The sequence below is a fragment of the Mesorhizobium sp. WSM4846 genome (assembly GCF_055811415.1).
Map to the genome: position 1 here is coordinate 21,931 of NZ_JBVVPZ010000011.1, position 14,632 is coordinate 36,562.

14 protein-coding genes are annotated in these 14,632 nt (G+C 62.3%); 10 read left to right on the plus strand and 4 right to left on the minus strand.

Annotation, left to right across the window (positions count from 1 at the left end):
* Positions 1 to 2 precede the first annotated feature (2 nt).
* The 3 genes from AC0L15_RS12185 (at position 3) to AC0L15_RS12195 (ending at position 3,825) form a co-directional block, all read left to right on the plus strand.
* On the plus strand, positions 3 to 2,222 hold the full coding sequence (locus AC0L15_RS12185; RefSeq protein ID WP_287280979.1) for a 3-hydroxyacyl-CoA dehydrogenase NAD-binding domain-containing protein: 2,220 nt from the start codon (positions 3 to 5) through the stop codon (positions 2,220 to 2,222).
* An 82-nt stretch (positions 2,223 to 2,304) separates the two neighbouring features.
* Positions 2,305 to 2,955 (plus strand): S24 family peptidase, encoded by a 651-nt coding sequence (locus AC0L15_RS12190; RefSeq protein ID WP_091600331.1) that lies wholly within the window; start codon positions 2,305 to 2,307, stop codon positions 2,953 to 2,955.
* A 9-nt stretch (positions 2,956 to 2,964) separates the two neighbouring features.
* Positions 2,965 to 3,825: a thermonuclease family protein gene (locus AC0L15_RS12195; RefSeq protein ID WP_287280975.1), complete on the plus strand. Its 861-nt coding sequence runs from the start codon at positions 2,965 to 2,967 to the stop codon at positions 3,823 to 3,825.
* Here AC0L15_RS12195 and AC0L15_RS12200 read toward each other — a convergent pair.
* Positions 3,788 to 5,437, minus strand: a complete 1,650-nt coding sequence (locus AC0L15_RS12200; protein ID WP_287307111.1) for a lysine--tRNA ligase — start codon at positions 5,435 to 5,437, stop codon at positions 3,788 to 3,790. The two genes, AC0L15_RS12195 and AC0L15_RS12200, sit on opposite strands and share 38 nt — an antisense overlap.
* Positions 5,438 to 5,606: 169 nt before the next feature.
* Between AC0L15_RS12200 and AC0L15_RS12205 the strand changes: the two genes are divergently transcribed.
* Positions 5,607 to 6,017: a tellurite resistance TerB family protein gene (locus AC0L15_RS12205; protein ID WP_027155168.1), complete on the plus strand. Its 411-nt coding sequence runs from the start codon at positions 5,607 to 5,609 to the stop codon at positions 6,015 to 6,017.
* Between the two features lie 88 nt (positions 6,018 to 6,105).
* Here the strand turns inward: AC0L15_RS12205 and AC0L15_RS12210 are convergent, their stop codons facing one another.
* On the minus strand, positions 6,106 to 6,924 hold the full coding sequence (locus AC0L15_RS12210; RefSeq protein WP_473496444.1) for a transporter substrate-binding domain-containing protein: 819 nt from the start codon (positions 6,922 to 6,924) through the stop codon (positions 6,106 to 6,108).
* 291 nt (positions 6,925 to 7,215) lie between these two features.
* Between AC0L15_RS12210 and AC0L15_RS12215 the strand changes: the two genes are divergently transcribed.
* The 3 genes from AC0L15_RS12215 (at position 7,216) to AC0L15_RS12225 (ending at position 9,448) form a co-directional block, all read left to right on the plus strand.
* Positions 7,216 to 7,950 (plus strand): helix-turn-helix transcriptional regulator, encoded by a 735-nt coding sequence (locus AC0L15_RS12215; protein ID WP_023802176.1) that lies wholly within the window; start codon positions 7,216 to 7,218, stop codon positions 7,948 to 7,950.
* Between the two features lie 97 nt (positions 7,951 to 8,047).
* Positions 8,048 to 8,686 carry an acyl-homoserine-lactone synthase gene (locus AC0L15_RS12220; RefSeq protein ID WP_287064884.1) on the plus strand — a complete coding sequence of 213 codons (639 nt, stop codon included), beginning with the start codon at positions 8,048 to 8,050 and terminating at the stop codon, positions 8,684 to 8,686.
* 15 nt (positions 8,687 to 8,701) lie between these two features.
* Positions 8,702 to 9,448, plus strand: coding sequence for an enoyl-CoA hydratase-related protein (locus AC0L15_RS12225; RefSeq protein WP_236379093.1), 747 nt, complete (start codon positions 8,702 to 8,704; stop codon positions 9,446 to 9,448).
* Between the two features lie 71 nt (positions 9,449 to 9,519).
* Here the strand turns inward: AC0L15_RS12225 and ppk2 are convergent, their stop codons facing one another.
* Positions 9,520 to 10,428 carry a polyphosphate kinase 2 gene (ppk2, locus tag AC0L15_RS12230; RefSeq protein ID WP_287064886.1) on the minus strand — a complete coding sequence of 303 codons (909 nt, stop codon included), beginning with the start codon at positions 10,426 to 10,428 and terminating at the stop codon, positions 9,520 to 9,522.
* A 192-nt stretch (positions 10,429 to 10,620) separates the two neighbouring features.
* Between ppk2 and AC0L15_RS12235 the strand changes: the two genes are divergently transcribed.
* From AC0L15_RS12235 to AC0L15_RS12245, 3 genes are all read left to right on the plus strand, one after another.
* Positions 10,621 to 11,892 carry a sensor histidine kinase gene (locus AC0L15_RS12235; RefSeq protein ID WP_287064888.1) on the plus strand — a complete coding sequence of 424 codons (1,272 nt, stop codon included), beginning with the start codon at positions 10,621 to 10,623 and terminating at the stop codon, positions 11,890 to 11,892.
* A 201-nt stretch (positions 11,893 to 12,093) separates the two neighbouring features.
* Positions 12,094 to 12,819 carry a phosphate signaling complex protein PhoU gene (gene phoU / locus AC0L15_RS12240; RefSeq protein ID WP_027155174.1) on the plus strand — a complete coding sequence of 242 codons (726 nt, stop codon included), beginning with the start codon at positions 12,094 to 12,096 and terminating at the stop codon, positions 12,817 to 12,819.
* Between the two features lie 91 nt (positions 12,820 to 12,910).
* Entirely contained in the window at positions 12,911 to 13,918 is a 1,008-nt protein-coding gene (locus AC0L15_RS12245) for a magnesium and cobalt transport protein CorA (RefSeq protein ID WP_027155175.1), read from the plus strand.
* 146 nt (positions 13,919 to 14,064) lie between these two features.
* Here the strand turns inward: AC0L15_RS12245 and AC0L15_RS12250 are convergent, their stop codons facing one another.
* On the minus strand, positions 14,065 to 14,583 hold the full coding sequence (locus tag AC0L15_RS12250; RefSeq protein ID WP_473496388.1) for a GcrA family cell cycle regulator: 519 nt from the start codon (positions 14,581 to 14,583) through the stop codon (positions 14,065 to 14,067).
* Positions 14,584 to 14,632 lie beyond the last annotated feature (49 nt).

A 14,632-nucleotide genomic window follows, 5' to 3' on the forward strand; every position in this document is an offset into this window, starting at 1 on the left:
CGATGAGCTACACCAACTTCACCCTCGACATCGACGCCGATGGCATCGCGCTGGTCACCTGGGACATGCCCGACCGCTCGATGAACGTCTTCACCGAAGAGGCGATGCTGGAGCTGAACGCCATCGTCGACAAGGTGGCGAGCGACGCGTCGATAAAGGGGGCGGTGATCACCTCCGGCAAGGACACGTTCTCCGGCGGTGCCGACATCACCATGCTGCAGAAGATGCTGTCGAAGTTCGCAGCCGATAAAGCCAAGGACCTGGACAAGGCGACCAAGGTATTGTTCGACAATGCCGGCTACATGACCGGCCTGTTCCGGAAGCTGGAGACCTCAGGCAAGCCGTGGGTATCGGCGATCAACGGCACCTGCATGGGCGGCGCGTTCGAGCTGTCGCTCGCTTGCCATGGCCGTGTCGCGGCCGATTCCGACAAGGTCAAGATGGCGCTCCCCGAAGTGAAGATCGGCATCTTCCCGGGGGCCGGCGGCACCCAGCGTGTGCCGCGGCTGACCGACCAGCAGCAGGCACTGCAGATGCTGACTTCCGGTCAGACGCTGTCGCCGCAGAAGGCCAAGTCGATGGGCCTGATCCATGAGATTGCCGAACCGACGAAGCTGGTCGAAACCGCCAAAGCCATGATCAAAAATGGCTTGAAGCCAGTGGCGCCGTGGGACGAGAAGGGCTTCAAGCTGCCCGGCGGCCCGGTCTATTCGGTGGCCGGCGCCAATCTGTGGCCACCGGCAATCGCCATCCTGCGTCGCGAGACCTATGGCAACTATCCGGCCGCCGCGGCCATCCTGAAATGCGTCTATGAAGGCCTGCTGGTGCCGTTCGACACCGGTTTGCGCATCGAGCAGCGTTATTTCACCGAGATCATGCAGACCAGGGAAGCGGCGGCGATGATCCGCTCGCTGTTCGTGTCGCTGCAGGAACTGAACAAGGGCGCGCGTCGTCCGGCCGGCGTGCCGGAAACCAGGTTCAAGAAGATCGGCGTGCTCGGCGCCGGCTTCATGGGCGCCGGCATCGCCTATGTCACGGCCAAGGCCGGCATTCCGGTGGTGCTGCTCGACCGCGACATGGACGCTGCCGCCAAGGGCAAGGCGCATTCGGACAGCCTGATCTCGGATCAGGTCAGGAAGGGCCGTGCCAAGCCGGAGGACAAGGACAGGCTGCTGTCGCTGATCACGCCGACGGCGGACTATGCCGACCTCACAGGCTGCGACCTGGTGGTCGAGGCGGTATTCGAGGATTCGGGCGTCAAGAAGGACGCCACCGAAAAGGCGGAGGCCGTGCTGAAGCCGGCGGCGGTCTTTGCGTCGAACACGTCCACCATCCCGATCACGTCGCTGGCGAAGAATTCGGCGCGGCCAAAGAATTTCATCGGTGTCCATTTCTTCTCGCCGGTCGACAAGATGATGCTGGTCGAGATCATTTTGGGCAAGAAGACCGGCGACAAGGCACTGGCCACCGCAATCGACTTCGTTCGCGCGATCAAGAAGACGCCGATCGTCGTCAACGACACGCGCGGCTTCTACGTCAACCGCTGCGTGCTGCGCTACATGTCGGAAGCCTACAAGATGCTCATCGAGGGCGTTCCGGCGGCGATGATCGAGAATGCGGCGAAGGCCGCCGGCATGCCGGTCGGCCCGTTGGCGCTGACGGACGAAACGGCCATCGACCTCGCGCAGAAGATCATGAAGCAGACCATGCGCGATCTCGGCGACAAGGCTGTCGACCCGAAGCAGATGACGCTGATCAACACGCTGGTCGACACGCATGGCCGATTCGGCCGCAAGAACGGCAAGGGTTTCTACGACTATCCGCAAAAGCCTGCCAAGAAGAAGCTGTGGCCGGGCCTGAAGGATCTCTATCGGCAGTTGCCGCCTGAAAAGGTCGACTATGAGGAACTGAAGCAGCGGCTCCTGGTCACCATCGCGTTGGAGGCGGCCCGGGTGATGGAGGAGGGCATCGTCACCGATCCGCGCGAGGCCGATGTCGGCTCGATTCTCGCCTTCGGCTTCGCGCCCTTTACCGGCGGCGTGCTGTCCTACATCGACGGCATCGGCGCAAAGAAATTCGTCAAGATCGCCAAGGGTCTTCAGAAGAAGTACGGCGCCGAGTTCAAGGCGCCGAAGCTCCTGCTCGACATGGCAGAGAAGGGTGAGACTTTCTACGAACGCTTCGATCCCTATGCCAGGAGCGAGGCCAAGAAGGCGGCGTGACGCCGCCTTCGGTGGTGGACAAAATCACGGCCAGCGGTTAAAACGGAGAAGGTATTTTTTCCTGTTCTGAAGGAGAGCAAAAGTGCTCTCGCATGACCGCGTATGGGCCGCCATCGATGCACTCGCCGAGCGCTATTCGCTCTCGGCGTCGGGGCTGGCGAAACGCGCGGGCCTCGATTCGACCGCCTTCAACAAATCGAAGCGGCTGTCCTCGGACGGGCGGCCGCGCTGGCCGTCGACCGAGTCGCTGGCCAAGATCATCGAGGCGACCGGCGCTTCGCTCGACGAATTCACCGGACTGGTCGAAGGCCGGGGCAAGACCGTTCCCGGATCTCTGCCGGCACAGACGTCTTCGGTGCCGCTGCTCGGCTTCGCCCAGGCCGGCGCCGGCGGCTTCTTCGACGATGCCGGCTTTCCCGTGGGGCAGGGCTGGGACCTGATCGAGCTTCCGGCACGGGCGACCGAAACCTCCTATGCGCTGCAGGTCCAGGGCGATTCCATGCTGCCGCTCTACCGAAACGGCGACGTGCTGATCGTCGAGCCGGGCGCCGCCACCCGCAAGGGCGACCGCGTCGTCGTCAAGACCAATGCCGGCGAGGTAATGGCCAAGGTGCTGGACCGTCAGACGGCGAAGTCGATCATGCTGGTCTCGCTCAATCCCGATCACCCGGATCGCGACATCCCGATGCGCGATGTCGAATGGGTGGCGCGGATTGTCTGGGCAAGCCAGTAGGGGCCGCCGGTGCGTCCGCTTCATGCAGCCGCCGCGGTGTTGACCATCCTGGCAATGGGGGCTGCGATTGCCGCAGGTGGCCGCGCCGTGCTGCAGGACGAAAATGGGCGCGTCGCGGCTCCGGCGCAGGCCGGCATCGCGGCGCAACCCCAAGCGCCTGCTACATCAGCAAATCCGCGACCCAAGGCGGCGAGCCCAGAGGCGCATTCCAGGGCCATCGATCCCGAAGTCGTCGCCCGGCCGCAGCTTCAGCCGCAAGAGCTTGAGCGGGTCGAGCCGCGCGCGCCGCTGAGCGAGTTGGCGCTGGCCGGACCGCCCAAGCCGCCCAAAACGAAAATGCCCGACGACTGGAACGGGACAAAACTGTTCCAGCCGGTTGCATCGGCCGCCGGTGTGATCGAGGCCAAGGGCTACTCCGTCGCGATTTCCGGCGTCGGCATCGTCAGGCAGGACGAAACTTGCACTGAAGGCGGCAAGTCGTGGACGTGCGGCACCCGGGCGCGAACGGCGTTCCGTGCCTTCCTGCGCGGTCGGGCGGTGGTCTGCACGGTGCCACCCGAGGGCGGCCGCGACCTGATCACCGCCGAATGCCGCGTCGGCAACCAGGATGTCGGCCAGTGGTTGATCGAAAACGGCTGGGCGCGCGCCGCCAAAAGTGGCCCTTATGTCGAGGCCGGCGAGAAGGCGCGTACGGCGAGGAAGGGCATTTTCGGGCCGGCGCCCAGTCTCTCCGGCCTGCCTCCGGCGCCAGCCCCCTTTGCGGCCACAGCGCAGCCGACGCAGCCGATTCTCGAGCCTTCGGCGGCGGCTACGCCGCCAACCGAGACGATGGCTACGCCGCCAACTGACCAGCCAGCGCCTTCTGAATGAGCGCGCGGGTTTCTGCGATGCCGTAGAGTGCGGCGAAGGAACCGAAGCGCGGGCCGCGCTCCTGTCCGATCAAAATCTGGTAGATCATCTGGAAGAAGGCGACGGAGACGCCTGGCCCGCCTTCCGGGCTCTGCTTCGAATGGTCCTGATAGCGCTCGATCTTGCGCGCGACGTTGAGCGCGGCATTCTGGATCGCCTCGCCATCGGCATCTGTCGGCAATGCGGCGAGCGCTTCGGACAGTTTCGTCAGCGCCTCGCGCTCGACCGCATCGGCGGCCCGGTACACCTTGGCCGGCTTCACGAAATCGTCGAAATAGCGGATCGCATATTCGGCCAGCCGGTCGAGCTCGGGATGGGTCTTCGGCGTCACGCCTGATGTGTGGGGCAAAATGAACCCCCACAGCACGTCCTTGTTCTGGGCGTTCGAGGCGCTGACCAGATTGAGCAGCAGCGCGAACGACACCGGCAGGTCGACGACAGGGGGGTTGCCGTCATGCATGTGCCAGACGGGATTTCCCAGCCGCTCCTTCCACTCCTGCCGGCGATAGGCGGACAGAAAGGCGTAATACTCGTCCACCGCCTTCGGAATGACGTCGAAATAGAGCTTCTTGGCCTGCCTCGGCCGCTGGTACATGTAGAGCTCGAGGCTTTCGGTCGGCGCGTAGGTCAGCCACTCGTCTATGGTCAGCCCGTTGCCTTTCGACTTTGAAATCTTCTGGCCGTTCTCGTCGAGGAACAGCTCATAGACGAAATGCTCGGGCGCGCGCCCGCCCAGGATATTGCAGATACGGTCGTAGATCACCGCATTCGTCTGGTGGTCTTTGCCGAACATTTCGAAATCGACGCCGAGCGCCGCCCAGCGCATGCCGAAATCCGGCTTCCACTGCAGCTTCACCCTGCCGCCGGTTATGGGCAGCGTGGTTTCGGTGCCGTCATCGTCGAAGGTGATCGTGCCGGCCTTGGCGTCGACATGCTTCATGGGGACGTAAAGCACGCGGCCACTTTTGGGGGAAATCGGCAAGAACGGACTGTAGGTCGCCTGACGCTCCTCTCCGAGCGTCGGCAGCATCACGTCCATGATCTTGTCGAAACGTTCGGCAGCGCGCAGCAGAACGTCGTCGAAACGGCCAGCCTTGTAGTATTCCGTCGCGCTGGCGAACTCGTAGTCGAAGCCGAACGTGTCCAGGAAACGGCAAAGCATTGCGTTGTTGTGGTCTGCGAAGCTCGCATAGTCGCCGCCGAAAGGATTGGGGACGGACGAGAGCGGCTTGTGCAGGTGCGGCTCGAGCGCGGCGCGATCGGGGACGCTGTCCGGAATCTTGCGCATGCCGTCCATGTCGTCAGAAAAGCACAAGATCTTGGTCTTGACCGTGTCCCGGGTGAGGACGCGGAAGGCATGGCGCACCATCGAGGTGCGTGCGACCTCGCCGAAAGTACCGATGTGCGGCAGCCCCGACGGACCGTAGCCGGTCTCAAACAGGACGGTCTCGGGAAAGTCAGCCCCTTTGTAGCGCTCGACGATCTTCCTGGCTTCCTCGAACGGCCACGCCTTGCTTTCGGCCGCTGCCGCAAGCACCTCGGGATTGAGATCGATGATGTTTGATCCCGCCATGTCAGTGTTTTCCAAACTATTCGCCGGCATCGCCGCAAGAAGGGGCCGGATGATTTTTTTCAACCGGTCTCTAGGCGTGCCTGCCTTGGGCGTCAACGATCGCGGCGCTTTTTCCTTGCGACGTCGGTGCCGCGTTCCTAACTTCGGAGCCCGTTTGAGGAGTTGTTACATGCCATTGCCGCCGCACGAAGCCCTGATCCATCTGATGGTAATAACCTCCGCGTCCGATCGCGACATGACCGATGTCGAATTGGCGCGGATCGGCGACGTCGTCCGCTCATGGCCGGTGTTCGAGGATTTCGACCACGACCGGCTGGTCGGCGTCGCCCAGGACTGCCAGAAGTTGCTGCACGAAAAGGACGGGTTGGAAGGCGTTTTGGCGCACGTCGCTGAAGCATTGCCCGAGCGCCTGCTTGACACCGCCTATGCCGCAGCCTTCGAGGTAGCGGCGGTCGACCTCGAAATGCGCCTGGAGGAGGTGAGGGTGCTGCAGCTTATCCGTCGCCAGCTCGATCTCGACACGCTCACCGTCGCCGCCATCGCCCGTGCTGCCAAGGCTCGCCTGCGCACGCTGACTTGATCCAGACCCCAGCGGTTCAGAAGAAACTGACAGAGCCGGATCAGAAAAAGCTGACCGGGCCGGATCAGAAAAAACTGACCGGGCCGGATCAGAAAAAACTGACCGGAAAATAGCGCAGATAAAATTCGGCGAAGATGCCCTTCACCGAAATCTCCTGCAGTGCGTAGTCGAACGCTGCGGCCAGCGCTGGATCGTTGGCCCTGGTGGCGATGGCCATGCCCGACCCCAGATATTCGGGCGCCAGATAGGGACCGCCGGCAAAGCGGCAGCAGCCTGCGGCATTCGAACTGCCCAGCCAGAAGGCGAAGCGCATGCCGTCGCCGAAGCCGGCGTCGACCTTGCCGGCCTTGAGACCGTCGTAGAGCTCTTCCAACTGCGCGAAAGGAACGACCTGGACGGCGCCGAAGTAATCGCGCAGCATCCGCTCATGCGCGGAGCCTTCGACCACGCCGACGCGCTTGCCACGCAGTCTGTCGAAGATAGGCTCCGTGAGCGCCTTTGCCTTCGGCATGATGAAGCGCGCCGGAAACTGCAGGTAGGAACGCGAGAAAGCATATTTCGACCGCGACTCCGGCGTGGCGGCAATGCCGGCAATGATCGCTTCGCCTTCGCCCTTTTGCAGCGCCCCTTCGAGCTCGGCCCAAGGCAGCGCCTGGATCTGGCATTTTTCGGCGATGCCGAGTTCGGCGCAGATCGCGCGCGCCAGATCGACGTGGAAGCCGGACAAGCGGCCCGCCCCGTCGAGGAAGTTGAACGGCGGGAAATCGGTGGTGGTCAGGAATCTCAGACGTGGCAGCGCGGACAGGTCAGGCTTGGGCAGCCGCTCCTTGGCATCCCACAGCACCGGCACTTGCGGCTCCGCGGCGCGTGCTCCCGTGAGCCACGCTGCCCCCGTCATTGCCAGCATCAAGACGATGGTCATCCACCGAATCGCCACGATCGAGCTCCGCCCTGTCCTGTCCAGTGTGGCTTTTGGTACGAAAATGCCACAGGCACAACGGTTTTTGATTTCATCACGCCGATTTAGGGCTATGCTTCAGCGAGCTTGCAAACATGTGTGGCGGTCGGCTGGAGGGTAGCCGCAAGCCGCTGCAAACTGAGGGGAGCAGGTTTGTAATCCGGGGTCGAGGGCAAAGTGCGGGTCAAGCACTGGGCCGTTGATCTCAACGCGGGAAGGCAACATGGGGTAGATGTTGCAATGGGCCACTTCGATCGTACACTGGAATTCATAGATCAGCTGCAGCACGCCGATACGGCGGCCGCGGTCTGCGAAAAGCTGCTTGGCATAACCTCGGAGTTCGGCCTGACGGCGCTGATGGCCGGAACGGTTCCGCAACCGGGCACGCCAAGAGGTCAGCAAAAGGACCATGTGCTGCTTTGCGAGTGGCCGGGAGAATGGCTGGAGCGCTATGTGGCGCGCAACTATGTCGACCATGACCCGGTCGTCAGCCATATGAAGCAGCTGCAGGCGCCGTTCCAGTGGCGGGAAGCGTCCCAGAGCATCCGCATCGACAAGAGCAGCGGCGAAGTGATGGGCGACGCCGGCGAATTCAAGCTGCGCGACGGGTTGGCCTTCCCGCTGATCACGCTCGATGGCCAGATCGTCATGGTGTCGCTGGGCGGCGAGGCCGTCGAATTGTCGGGCGCCGATTTTGGGCTGGTGTCGCTGGTGGCGACCTACGCGATTGGCCGCGCCATGCAGATCCACACGATGGCGGCCAAGACCCTCGACCACCACGTCGAACTGACGCCGCGTGAGCGCGAATGCATGCAATGGGCCGCCGTCGGCAAGTCCGAATGGGAGATTTCACAGATTCTCGGCATTTCGGAACACACATCAGAGAAACACCTTCTTAACGCCAAAAGCAAACTCGGTGCCGTCAACCGGGTGCAGGCGGTCGCGGAAGCGATAAGGCGCGGCTATATTAGCTAGCTCGGCCGTGCCGGCCTAGAAATTCTTGCCTACGCGATCGCGTAATTTCCTCGGGACAGCCCGGCCGTATCTTCCTATTGAACCTAGGAGACGGCAGATGCTTTTTTCCCTTACAACACAGGAACTTATGGAACGTCCCGACCTTTGGGAGGCCGTTCATCGCTTACGCTACAAGATTTTTGTCGAGGAGATGGGGTGGACCGATCTGCAGCGCCCCGACGGCCTTGAGATCGATCAGTTCGATCATGACGAGGCGGTGCATCAACTCGTCATCCGCAATGGCGAACTCGCCGGTTATCAGCGGATGTTGCCGACAACGCGTGCGCATCTTCTGACCGAGGTGCTGGCGGACCTCTTTGAAGGGACGCCGCCATCCGGGCCGAACGTGTGGGAACTGACCCGCTATGCGGTCGCGCCGGGCTTTCGTGACGGCAAGCGCGGGGTCTCGACGGTCGGCACCGAGCTCATTGCCGGCTTCGTCGAGTGGGGGCTGAAGCGGAATATCAACCAGGTGATCATCGAGTTCGAGCCGATGTGGGTTCTGCGGGCGCTGCAGTTGCACTTCCTGGCGAAGCCGCTTGGCTACCAGCGCACCTATGGCAACCAGCAGGTCGTCGCCACACTGCTCACCTTCAACGAGCACACGCTTGAGGTGGTGCGGTCGCGTCGCAGTCATTTCGCGCCGGTCCTGGCCAGGGGATATCCCGACAGGCTCGGAATGAGGCAGGCCTCGTGAGAATTGGAGACAGCCATGAACATCCACCCGCAAACAGAGTTCCGCAATCATTCGTTGATCGTCACAGTGTCGTCGGATGACGGCCGGCCGGTGCTGGACGGGCGAGCCTATGAAAGCCTGGCCAGGATCTTCCACGAAGCTGCAATCGACGATGATGTGCGCGTCGTGGTGCTGCGCGGCCTCGCCGGCTGCTTCTGCCTCGGCGGCGATTTCTCCGAGTTCCTCGACGCCACCAAGCATCAACGGTTGATCGCTGCCGTCACCGACATGTTCCGCACGTTGGCGACGTTCCCCAAACCGGTCCTTGCCTGTGTCGACGGCGACGCCGTCGGTGTCGGCTGCACCATCCTGTTCCATTGCGACATGGTGATCGCATCTGACGAAAGCACGTTCCGGGTGCCGTTCGTCGATTTCGGCCTCGTGCCGGACGCGGCGACCAGCATCCTGGCGCCGCAGAAACTCGGTTATGCCGGCGCTTTCCGCTTCTTCTGCCTGGGCGACACGCTCAGTGCCGCGGACGCCAGGATGCTGGGCCTGGTCACGGAGATCGTGGTGGGCAATGTCGAGGAAGCCGCACTTGGCAGAGCCAGGCAACTCGCCAAGAAGCCGGTTGCCGCACTGCTGCAGACGCGCGACCTGCTCAAGGGCGACACAGGCGCGCTCTGCGATCGCATCGACCAAGAGATTTCGCTGTTTCAGCAGGCTTTGCAGGATGATACCACGCTGCGGCGGCTGCAGCGGATTGCCCGGCTGGCGGCATGAGACGTCATTCGGCAGAATGACGGGAACATCCGGAATCGTGCCGCGTGCCCTTGGGGGCGCGCGGCAGCGCTTCAGGCTTGTGTTCCCAGGAACGAAGGCCCTTCCCCGATGATTTTCTTGTCTTCCTTGCCGATGGGGTCGAGATCGCGGCCGTCATAGGGAAGCGACAACAGGATGCGCCGGATGATGGCAAGTCGCGCGCGCCGCTTGTCGTTGGCCTGTATGATGATCCAGGGCGCGAATTCCTTATGGGTGCGTTCGAACATGAGATCGCGCGCTTGGGTGTAGTCGTCCCATTTGGAGATGCCGGCAATGTCGATCGGCGAGAATTTCCAGTTCTTCAAAGGACTCCAGCGGCGATCGTGAAACCGCTCGAGCTGTGTTTCCCGACCGATGTTCAGCCAGAATTTGAAGAAATGGATGCCCTCGTTGCAGATCATCCGTTCAAAATACGGCGTCTCGTCCAGGAATTTCTGATGCTGCTCCGGCGTGCAGAAGCCCATGACCGGCTCAACGCCGGCACGATTGTACCAGGAGCGGTCGAAGGTGACGAACTCGCCGGATGTCGGAAAGTGCGCGACATAACGCTGGAAATACCATTGCCCGAGTTCGGTTGGGCTAGGCTTGGTCAGCGCCACGTTGCGCGCTGTCCTGGGGTTCATGTACTGGCGCAGCGCGAAGATCGTGCCGCCCTTGCCGGCGGCATCGCGTCCTTCGAACAGCGACATCACCCGCTTGCCTGTCGATTGCAGCCATGCCTGCGCCTTGACCAGTTCGATCTGCAGCCGCTCGAGCGTCTCGTCATACTCGTCGCTTTTCATTTTCTTGTCGTAGGGGTAGCCGCCGGCGGTCAGCTTGTTGTCCTCGATCCAGTCAGGAAGCTTGGGATCCTCGATGTCGAACTCGAACTCCTTGCCGCCGATCCGGATCTTTTGCGGACCTGGAACAGGCGCGGCGGCATCTTCCTTGGGGTTTTTCATCGAGACGAACCTTTCCAGCTTCCGGACTCATGCTATTGGGAGCCTTACTGCATCGGCCCGAAAATCGGAATCGATTTCGAAAGGAACGATGCAGCAGATTAGGGATAGCGCCGGTCAGCGGGAAGTTTCCAACCTGCCTGTCGGGGTGGGGACGGAGGCACAGTGCGCGCGAATGGCTGACAGTAGCTGACAATGGCTGATATGGGCGGCGCAGAACAGCGAACCACGGCGCAAGCCGTCGCCACCCGGTTGTGGAACAGCCGCTGGCTGCTAGCGACCGGCATCGTCGCGGTTTTGACGGTCTATGGTTTCGCAAACATGTCCTTCTATGTTGTGCTGCTGGCATGTGCTGTGCTGCTGCTCGCCGCCGCGATGCTGCCGGCCGGCGTAGCGCGCCAATCCGCGGAGGATGCCGCGGCGATCGAGGCAGGCGGGCTACAACAGCTGTCGGGAGAATATCTGGCAGCTGCCGTTGCCGATCCGCTGATCATCTTCGATCGCACCGCGACGATTGTCCATGCCAACGCCGCCGCCTTCGCCGCCTTCGGCGGAATCGCACCGGGCATGTCGCTGTCGCTGAAATTCCGCGCGCCCGAGATGCAGGCCTTGCTGGACAGTATCTTGTCGGGCGCCGCCGCTTCGGACGTCGTCGAATATACCGAAAAGCTGCCGGTCGAACGGGCCTATCGCGTGAGTGCATCTTCGGTCGGCCACGGCACCGACCTCTATGTGCTGGTCTTCAAGGACCAGAGCGAGGCGCGCCGCATCGACCGGATGCGAGCCGACTTCATCGCCAATGCCAGCCATGAGCTGCGAACTCCGCTCGCCTCGATCTCCGGTTTCATCGAGACGCTGCGCGGCCCGGCCCGCAACGACCCGGCGGCGCGCGAGCAGTTCCTGCAGATCATGCACAACCAGACCGGCCGCATGGCGCGCCTGATCGACGACCTGCTGTCGCTTTCACGGCTGGAGATGAAACCCTATCTGAAGCCGGGAACCGAGGTCGATCTCCGCCAGACCCTCGACAGCGTCATCGATTCGCTGGGTCCGCTTGCCCGGGAAAACGGCGTTGCCATCGAGCGGGATTTCGCGAAAGGACCACTCAATGTGCCGGGGGATCGCGATGAACTTTTCCAGGTTTTCGAAAATCTGCTGGAAAACGCCTGCAAATACGGACAGTCGGGTGGACGTGTCGTGGTGACGATTGCCCACAGCGATGACGGTCCCGAACCGGGCATCGACGTCACCATCCGGGACTTCGGCCCCGGCATTCCCGAGGAGCACATCCCGCGCATCACCGAACGTTTCTACCGCGTCGACGTCGAAAACAGCCGGACCCAGAAGGGCACCGGCCTTGGCCTGTCCATCGTCAAGCATATCCTGACGCGCCACAACGCCAGGCTGTCGATCAAGTCGGAGGTCGGCAACGGCGCAGCTTTCACGGTGCATTTGCCGGTGCACTGACACCTCACTATCTAAGCACGCGCCGGCCCCAGTACCGGAAGACTTTAGGACCACCGGATGCGTGGAACAGGACTTTAGAGCCTACTCTGTGGCCTAGTGGACGCACGTCGCTCTAACGCTTTCTTTTTTCTGTCATCCGGCTAGCGTATCAGCGGGGATTCGAGGAACGACTCGGACCAGAAGACCCGGGAAGGCATCTCCATGCAGTCCGTGCACATCGTCAGCGCCTATGACGAGGAGCTGAAATATCTGTCGAAGCGCATTGCCGCGATGGGCGGGCATGCCGAACGCATGGTCGAACAGGCGATTGCGGCCCTGGTCAACGCCGACCCTGGCCTTGCCCAGAAGGTCATCCGCGACGATGCCGTTCTGGACCAGGGGCAGCGCGAGATCGACGACAAGGCGATTATCATCATCGCCAAGCGCCAGCCGATGGCGACGGATTTGCGCGAGATCGTCGGCGCGATCCGCATCTCGGCGGATCTCGAGCGGGTCGGCGACCTCGGCAAGAATGTCGCCAAGCGCGTGGTTGCCGTCATAGAAGGGCGCCAGCCGACCAGCCTGTTCCGCGGCATCGCGGCCTTAGCAGACCTGGCGTTGACGCAGCTCAAGGAAGTGCTCGACGTCTATGCGTCGCGCTCGGTGGAAAAGATCGGCTTCGTGCGTGACCGCGACGATCAGATCGACGCCGTGTACACCTCGCTGTTTCGCGAGTTGCTGACCTACATGATGGAAGATCCGCGCAACATCACGCCCTGCACGCACCTGCTGTTCTGCGCCAAGAACATCGAGCGGATCGGCGACCACGCCACCAATATCGCCGAGACGATCTACTACATCGTCACCGGCGACCAGATGCCGGCCGAGCGGCCGAAGGGCGACAAGACAGACAAGATTGTGCTTCCCGCAACGCTACCGGCGAAGTGAACGGCTGCCTCTCGAACCCATTGCTGATTTAGGCTAAGCTTTACCGAACGTTCCTGATCCTGACCCGCGGCCATGCCTCCAGGAGGTAGCGATGGAAACCGTTCGGAACCTGACGCCGGCCCCGCCGACATCGGCCATCGTCGCTTCCAGCGTCTATACCGCCGGCCGGCGTGTCGCCGACATTCCGATCGAGGAAGCCGGCGAATGGGCCAAGAAGCCAGGTCATGTCGTCTGGATCGGCCTGCTGGAGCCGGACCGCGACCTGTTGCTTCGTGTCCAGGCGCAATTCCACCTGCACGATCTGGCGATCGAAGACGCCGAGCATCCGCATCAGCGGCCGAAGATCGAGCAATATGGCGATGCGTTGTTCATCGTTGCCCGCACGGCTCAACTGATCGACAGGCGCGTCACCTTCGGCGAGACGCATCTGTTCGTCGGCGCTGGCTACATCGTCAGCGTCAGGCACGGTCCGTCGACTTCTTATGCCGTCGTTCGCCAGCATTGGGAAAGCTGCCCGCATTCGCTAGCCAAAGGCGAGGATTTCGTCCTCTATGCCATTCTCGATTTCATCGTCGACAACTACATGCCGGTGCTCGAGCAGATCGAGGACGAGGTCGAGGCGATCGAGGACAGGGTTCTGCTGAAGCCGATGACCGGCTCCGACATAGAGCGGCTCTACATGCTGCGCCGCGATCTCTTGCGCCTGCGCAACGCCGCGCTGCCGCTGGTGGAAGTCTGCCGCCGGTTGACCAGCGCCGACCTGCCGCAGATCCATGCGGCCATGCACCCGCTGTTCCGCGACGTCACCGACCACATCCGCACCGTCCAGGAGAAGATCGACAGCTTGCGGGAGGTGCTCGCATTTGCCTTCGAGGCGAGCCTCCTGGTTGGCCAGAGCCAGGAAACGGCGATCACCAAGAAGCTCGCCTCATGGGCTGCAATCCTGGCGGTGCCGACGGCGCTCGCAGGCATCTACGGCATGAACTTCAACGACATGCCGGAACTTAGGATGGAATATGGCTACCCTGTCGTTTTGGGAGCGATTATTTTGGTCTGCTCGGTTCTCTACTGGCGCTTCCGCAAGAGCGGCTGGCTGTGAAGAGTAGGGCAGTAGGGCAGTAGGGCAGTAGGGCAGTAGGGCAGTAGGGCAGTAGGGCAGTAGGGCAGTAGGGCAGTAGGTAAAGATGGCGCCTCACGAGCGCCGTCTTTTGCAGTTCACCACATACTGCCTTACTCCCCTATCCCCTACCTACTGCGCCGCCGCTCCGAAGCGGGCTGAAACGCAACGCGGGCGTGATACTTGCAATAGGGTCCGGTTTCGGCCGCGTCGTTGCCGCAGAAATGGAACTCCTCCGAAAGCGGATCGCCATTCGGCCATTTGCATGTCCGCTCGGTCAATTCGACGAGCTGCAGATGCCGCGAGATCGGCACGACGACGTTCTCGACCGGACGGACATAATGACGCGTCACCGGTACGGCGTCGAATTGCGCCTGCAGCGCGGTCGCGCCGATCGACGTGGTGATATGCCGCGCAGTGCTCGCCGCCCGCGACACCGATTTCTGCACGGTCGATCCCTGCACGCTTTTCTTCTGGCGTGCCGGCGTGGCAGTCGTGCGTCCGCGGCCCGACAGTTTCAGCCGATGCACCTTGCCGATGACGGCATTGCGGCTGACACCCCCAAGCTGTGCGGCGATCTGGCTGGCGCTCAGCCCCTCCGACCACAATTTTCTAAGAAGTTCGACCCGCTCGTCAGTCCAATTCATGAGACCGCGCTCCTGCTGAAATGTGCGGCGATCGGAATCCTTCCACGAT

Bases quoted from the DNA above. Each gene is read 5' to 3' on its own strand.
- phoU (WP_027155174.1), top strand. From the start codon at position 12,094: ATGCAGTCCGTGCACATCGTCAGCGCCTATGACGAGGAGCTGAAATAT.
- AC0L15_RS12205 (WP_027155168.1), top strand. From the start codon at position 5,607: ATGCCATTGCCGCCGCACGAAGCCCTGATCCATCTGATGGTAATAACC.
- AC0L15_RS12185 (WP_287280979.1), top strand. From the start codon at position 3: ATGAGCTACACCAACTTCACCCTCGACATCGACGCCGATGGCATCGCG.
- AC0L15_RS12215 (WP_023802176.1), top strand. From the start codon at position 7,216: ATGGGCCACTTCGATCGTACACTGGAATTCATAGATCAGCTGCAGCAC.
- AC0L15_RS12225 (WP_236379093.1), top strand. From the start codon at position 8,702: ATGAACATCCACCCGCAAACAGAGTTCCGCAATCATTCGTTGATCGTC.
- AC0L15_RS12235 (WP_287064888.1), top strand. From the start codon at position 10,621: ATGGCTGATATGGGCGGCGCAGAACAGCGAACCACGGCGCAAGCCGTC.
- AC0L15_RS12210 (WP_473496444.1), bottom strand. From the start codon at position 6,924: ATGCTGGCAATGACGGGGGCAGCGTGGCTCACGGGAGCACGCGCCGCG.
- AC0L15_RS12250 (WP_473496388.1), bottom strand. From the start codon at position 14,583: ATGAATTGGACTGACGAGCGGGTCGAACTTCTTAGAAAATTGTGGTCG.
- ppk2 (WP_287064886.1), bottom strand. From the start codon at position 10,428: ATGAAAAACCCCAAGGAAGATGCCGCCGCGCCTGTTCCAGGTCCGCAA.
- AC0L15_RS12200 (WP_287307111.1), bottom strand. From the start codon at position 5,437: ATGGCGGGATCAAACATCATCGATCTCAATCCCGAGGTGCTTGCGGCA.
- AC0L15_RS12220 (WP_287064884.1), top strand. From the start codon at position 8,048: ATGCTTTTTTCCCTTACAACACAGGAACTTATGGAACGTCCCGACCTT.
- AC0L15_RS12245 (WP_027155175.1), top strand. From the start codon at position 12,911: ATGGAAACCGTTCGGAACCTGACGCCGGCCCCGCCGACATCGGCCATC.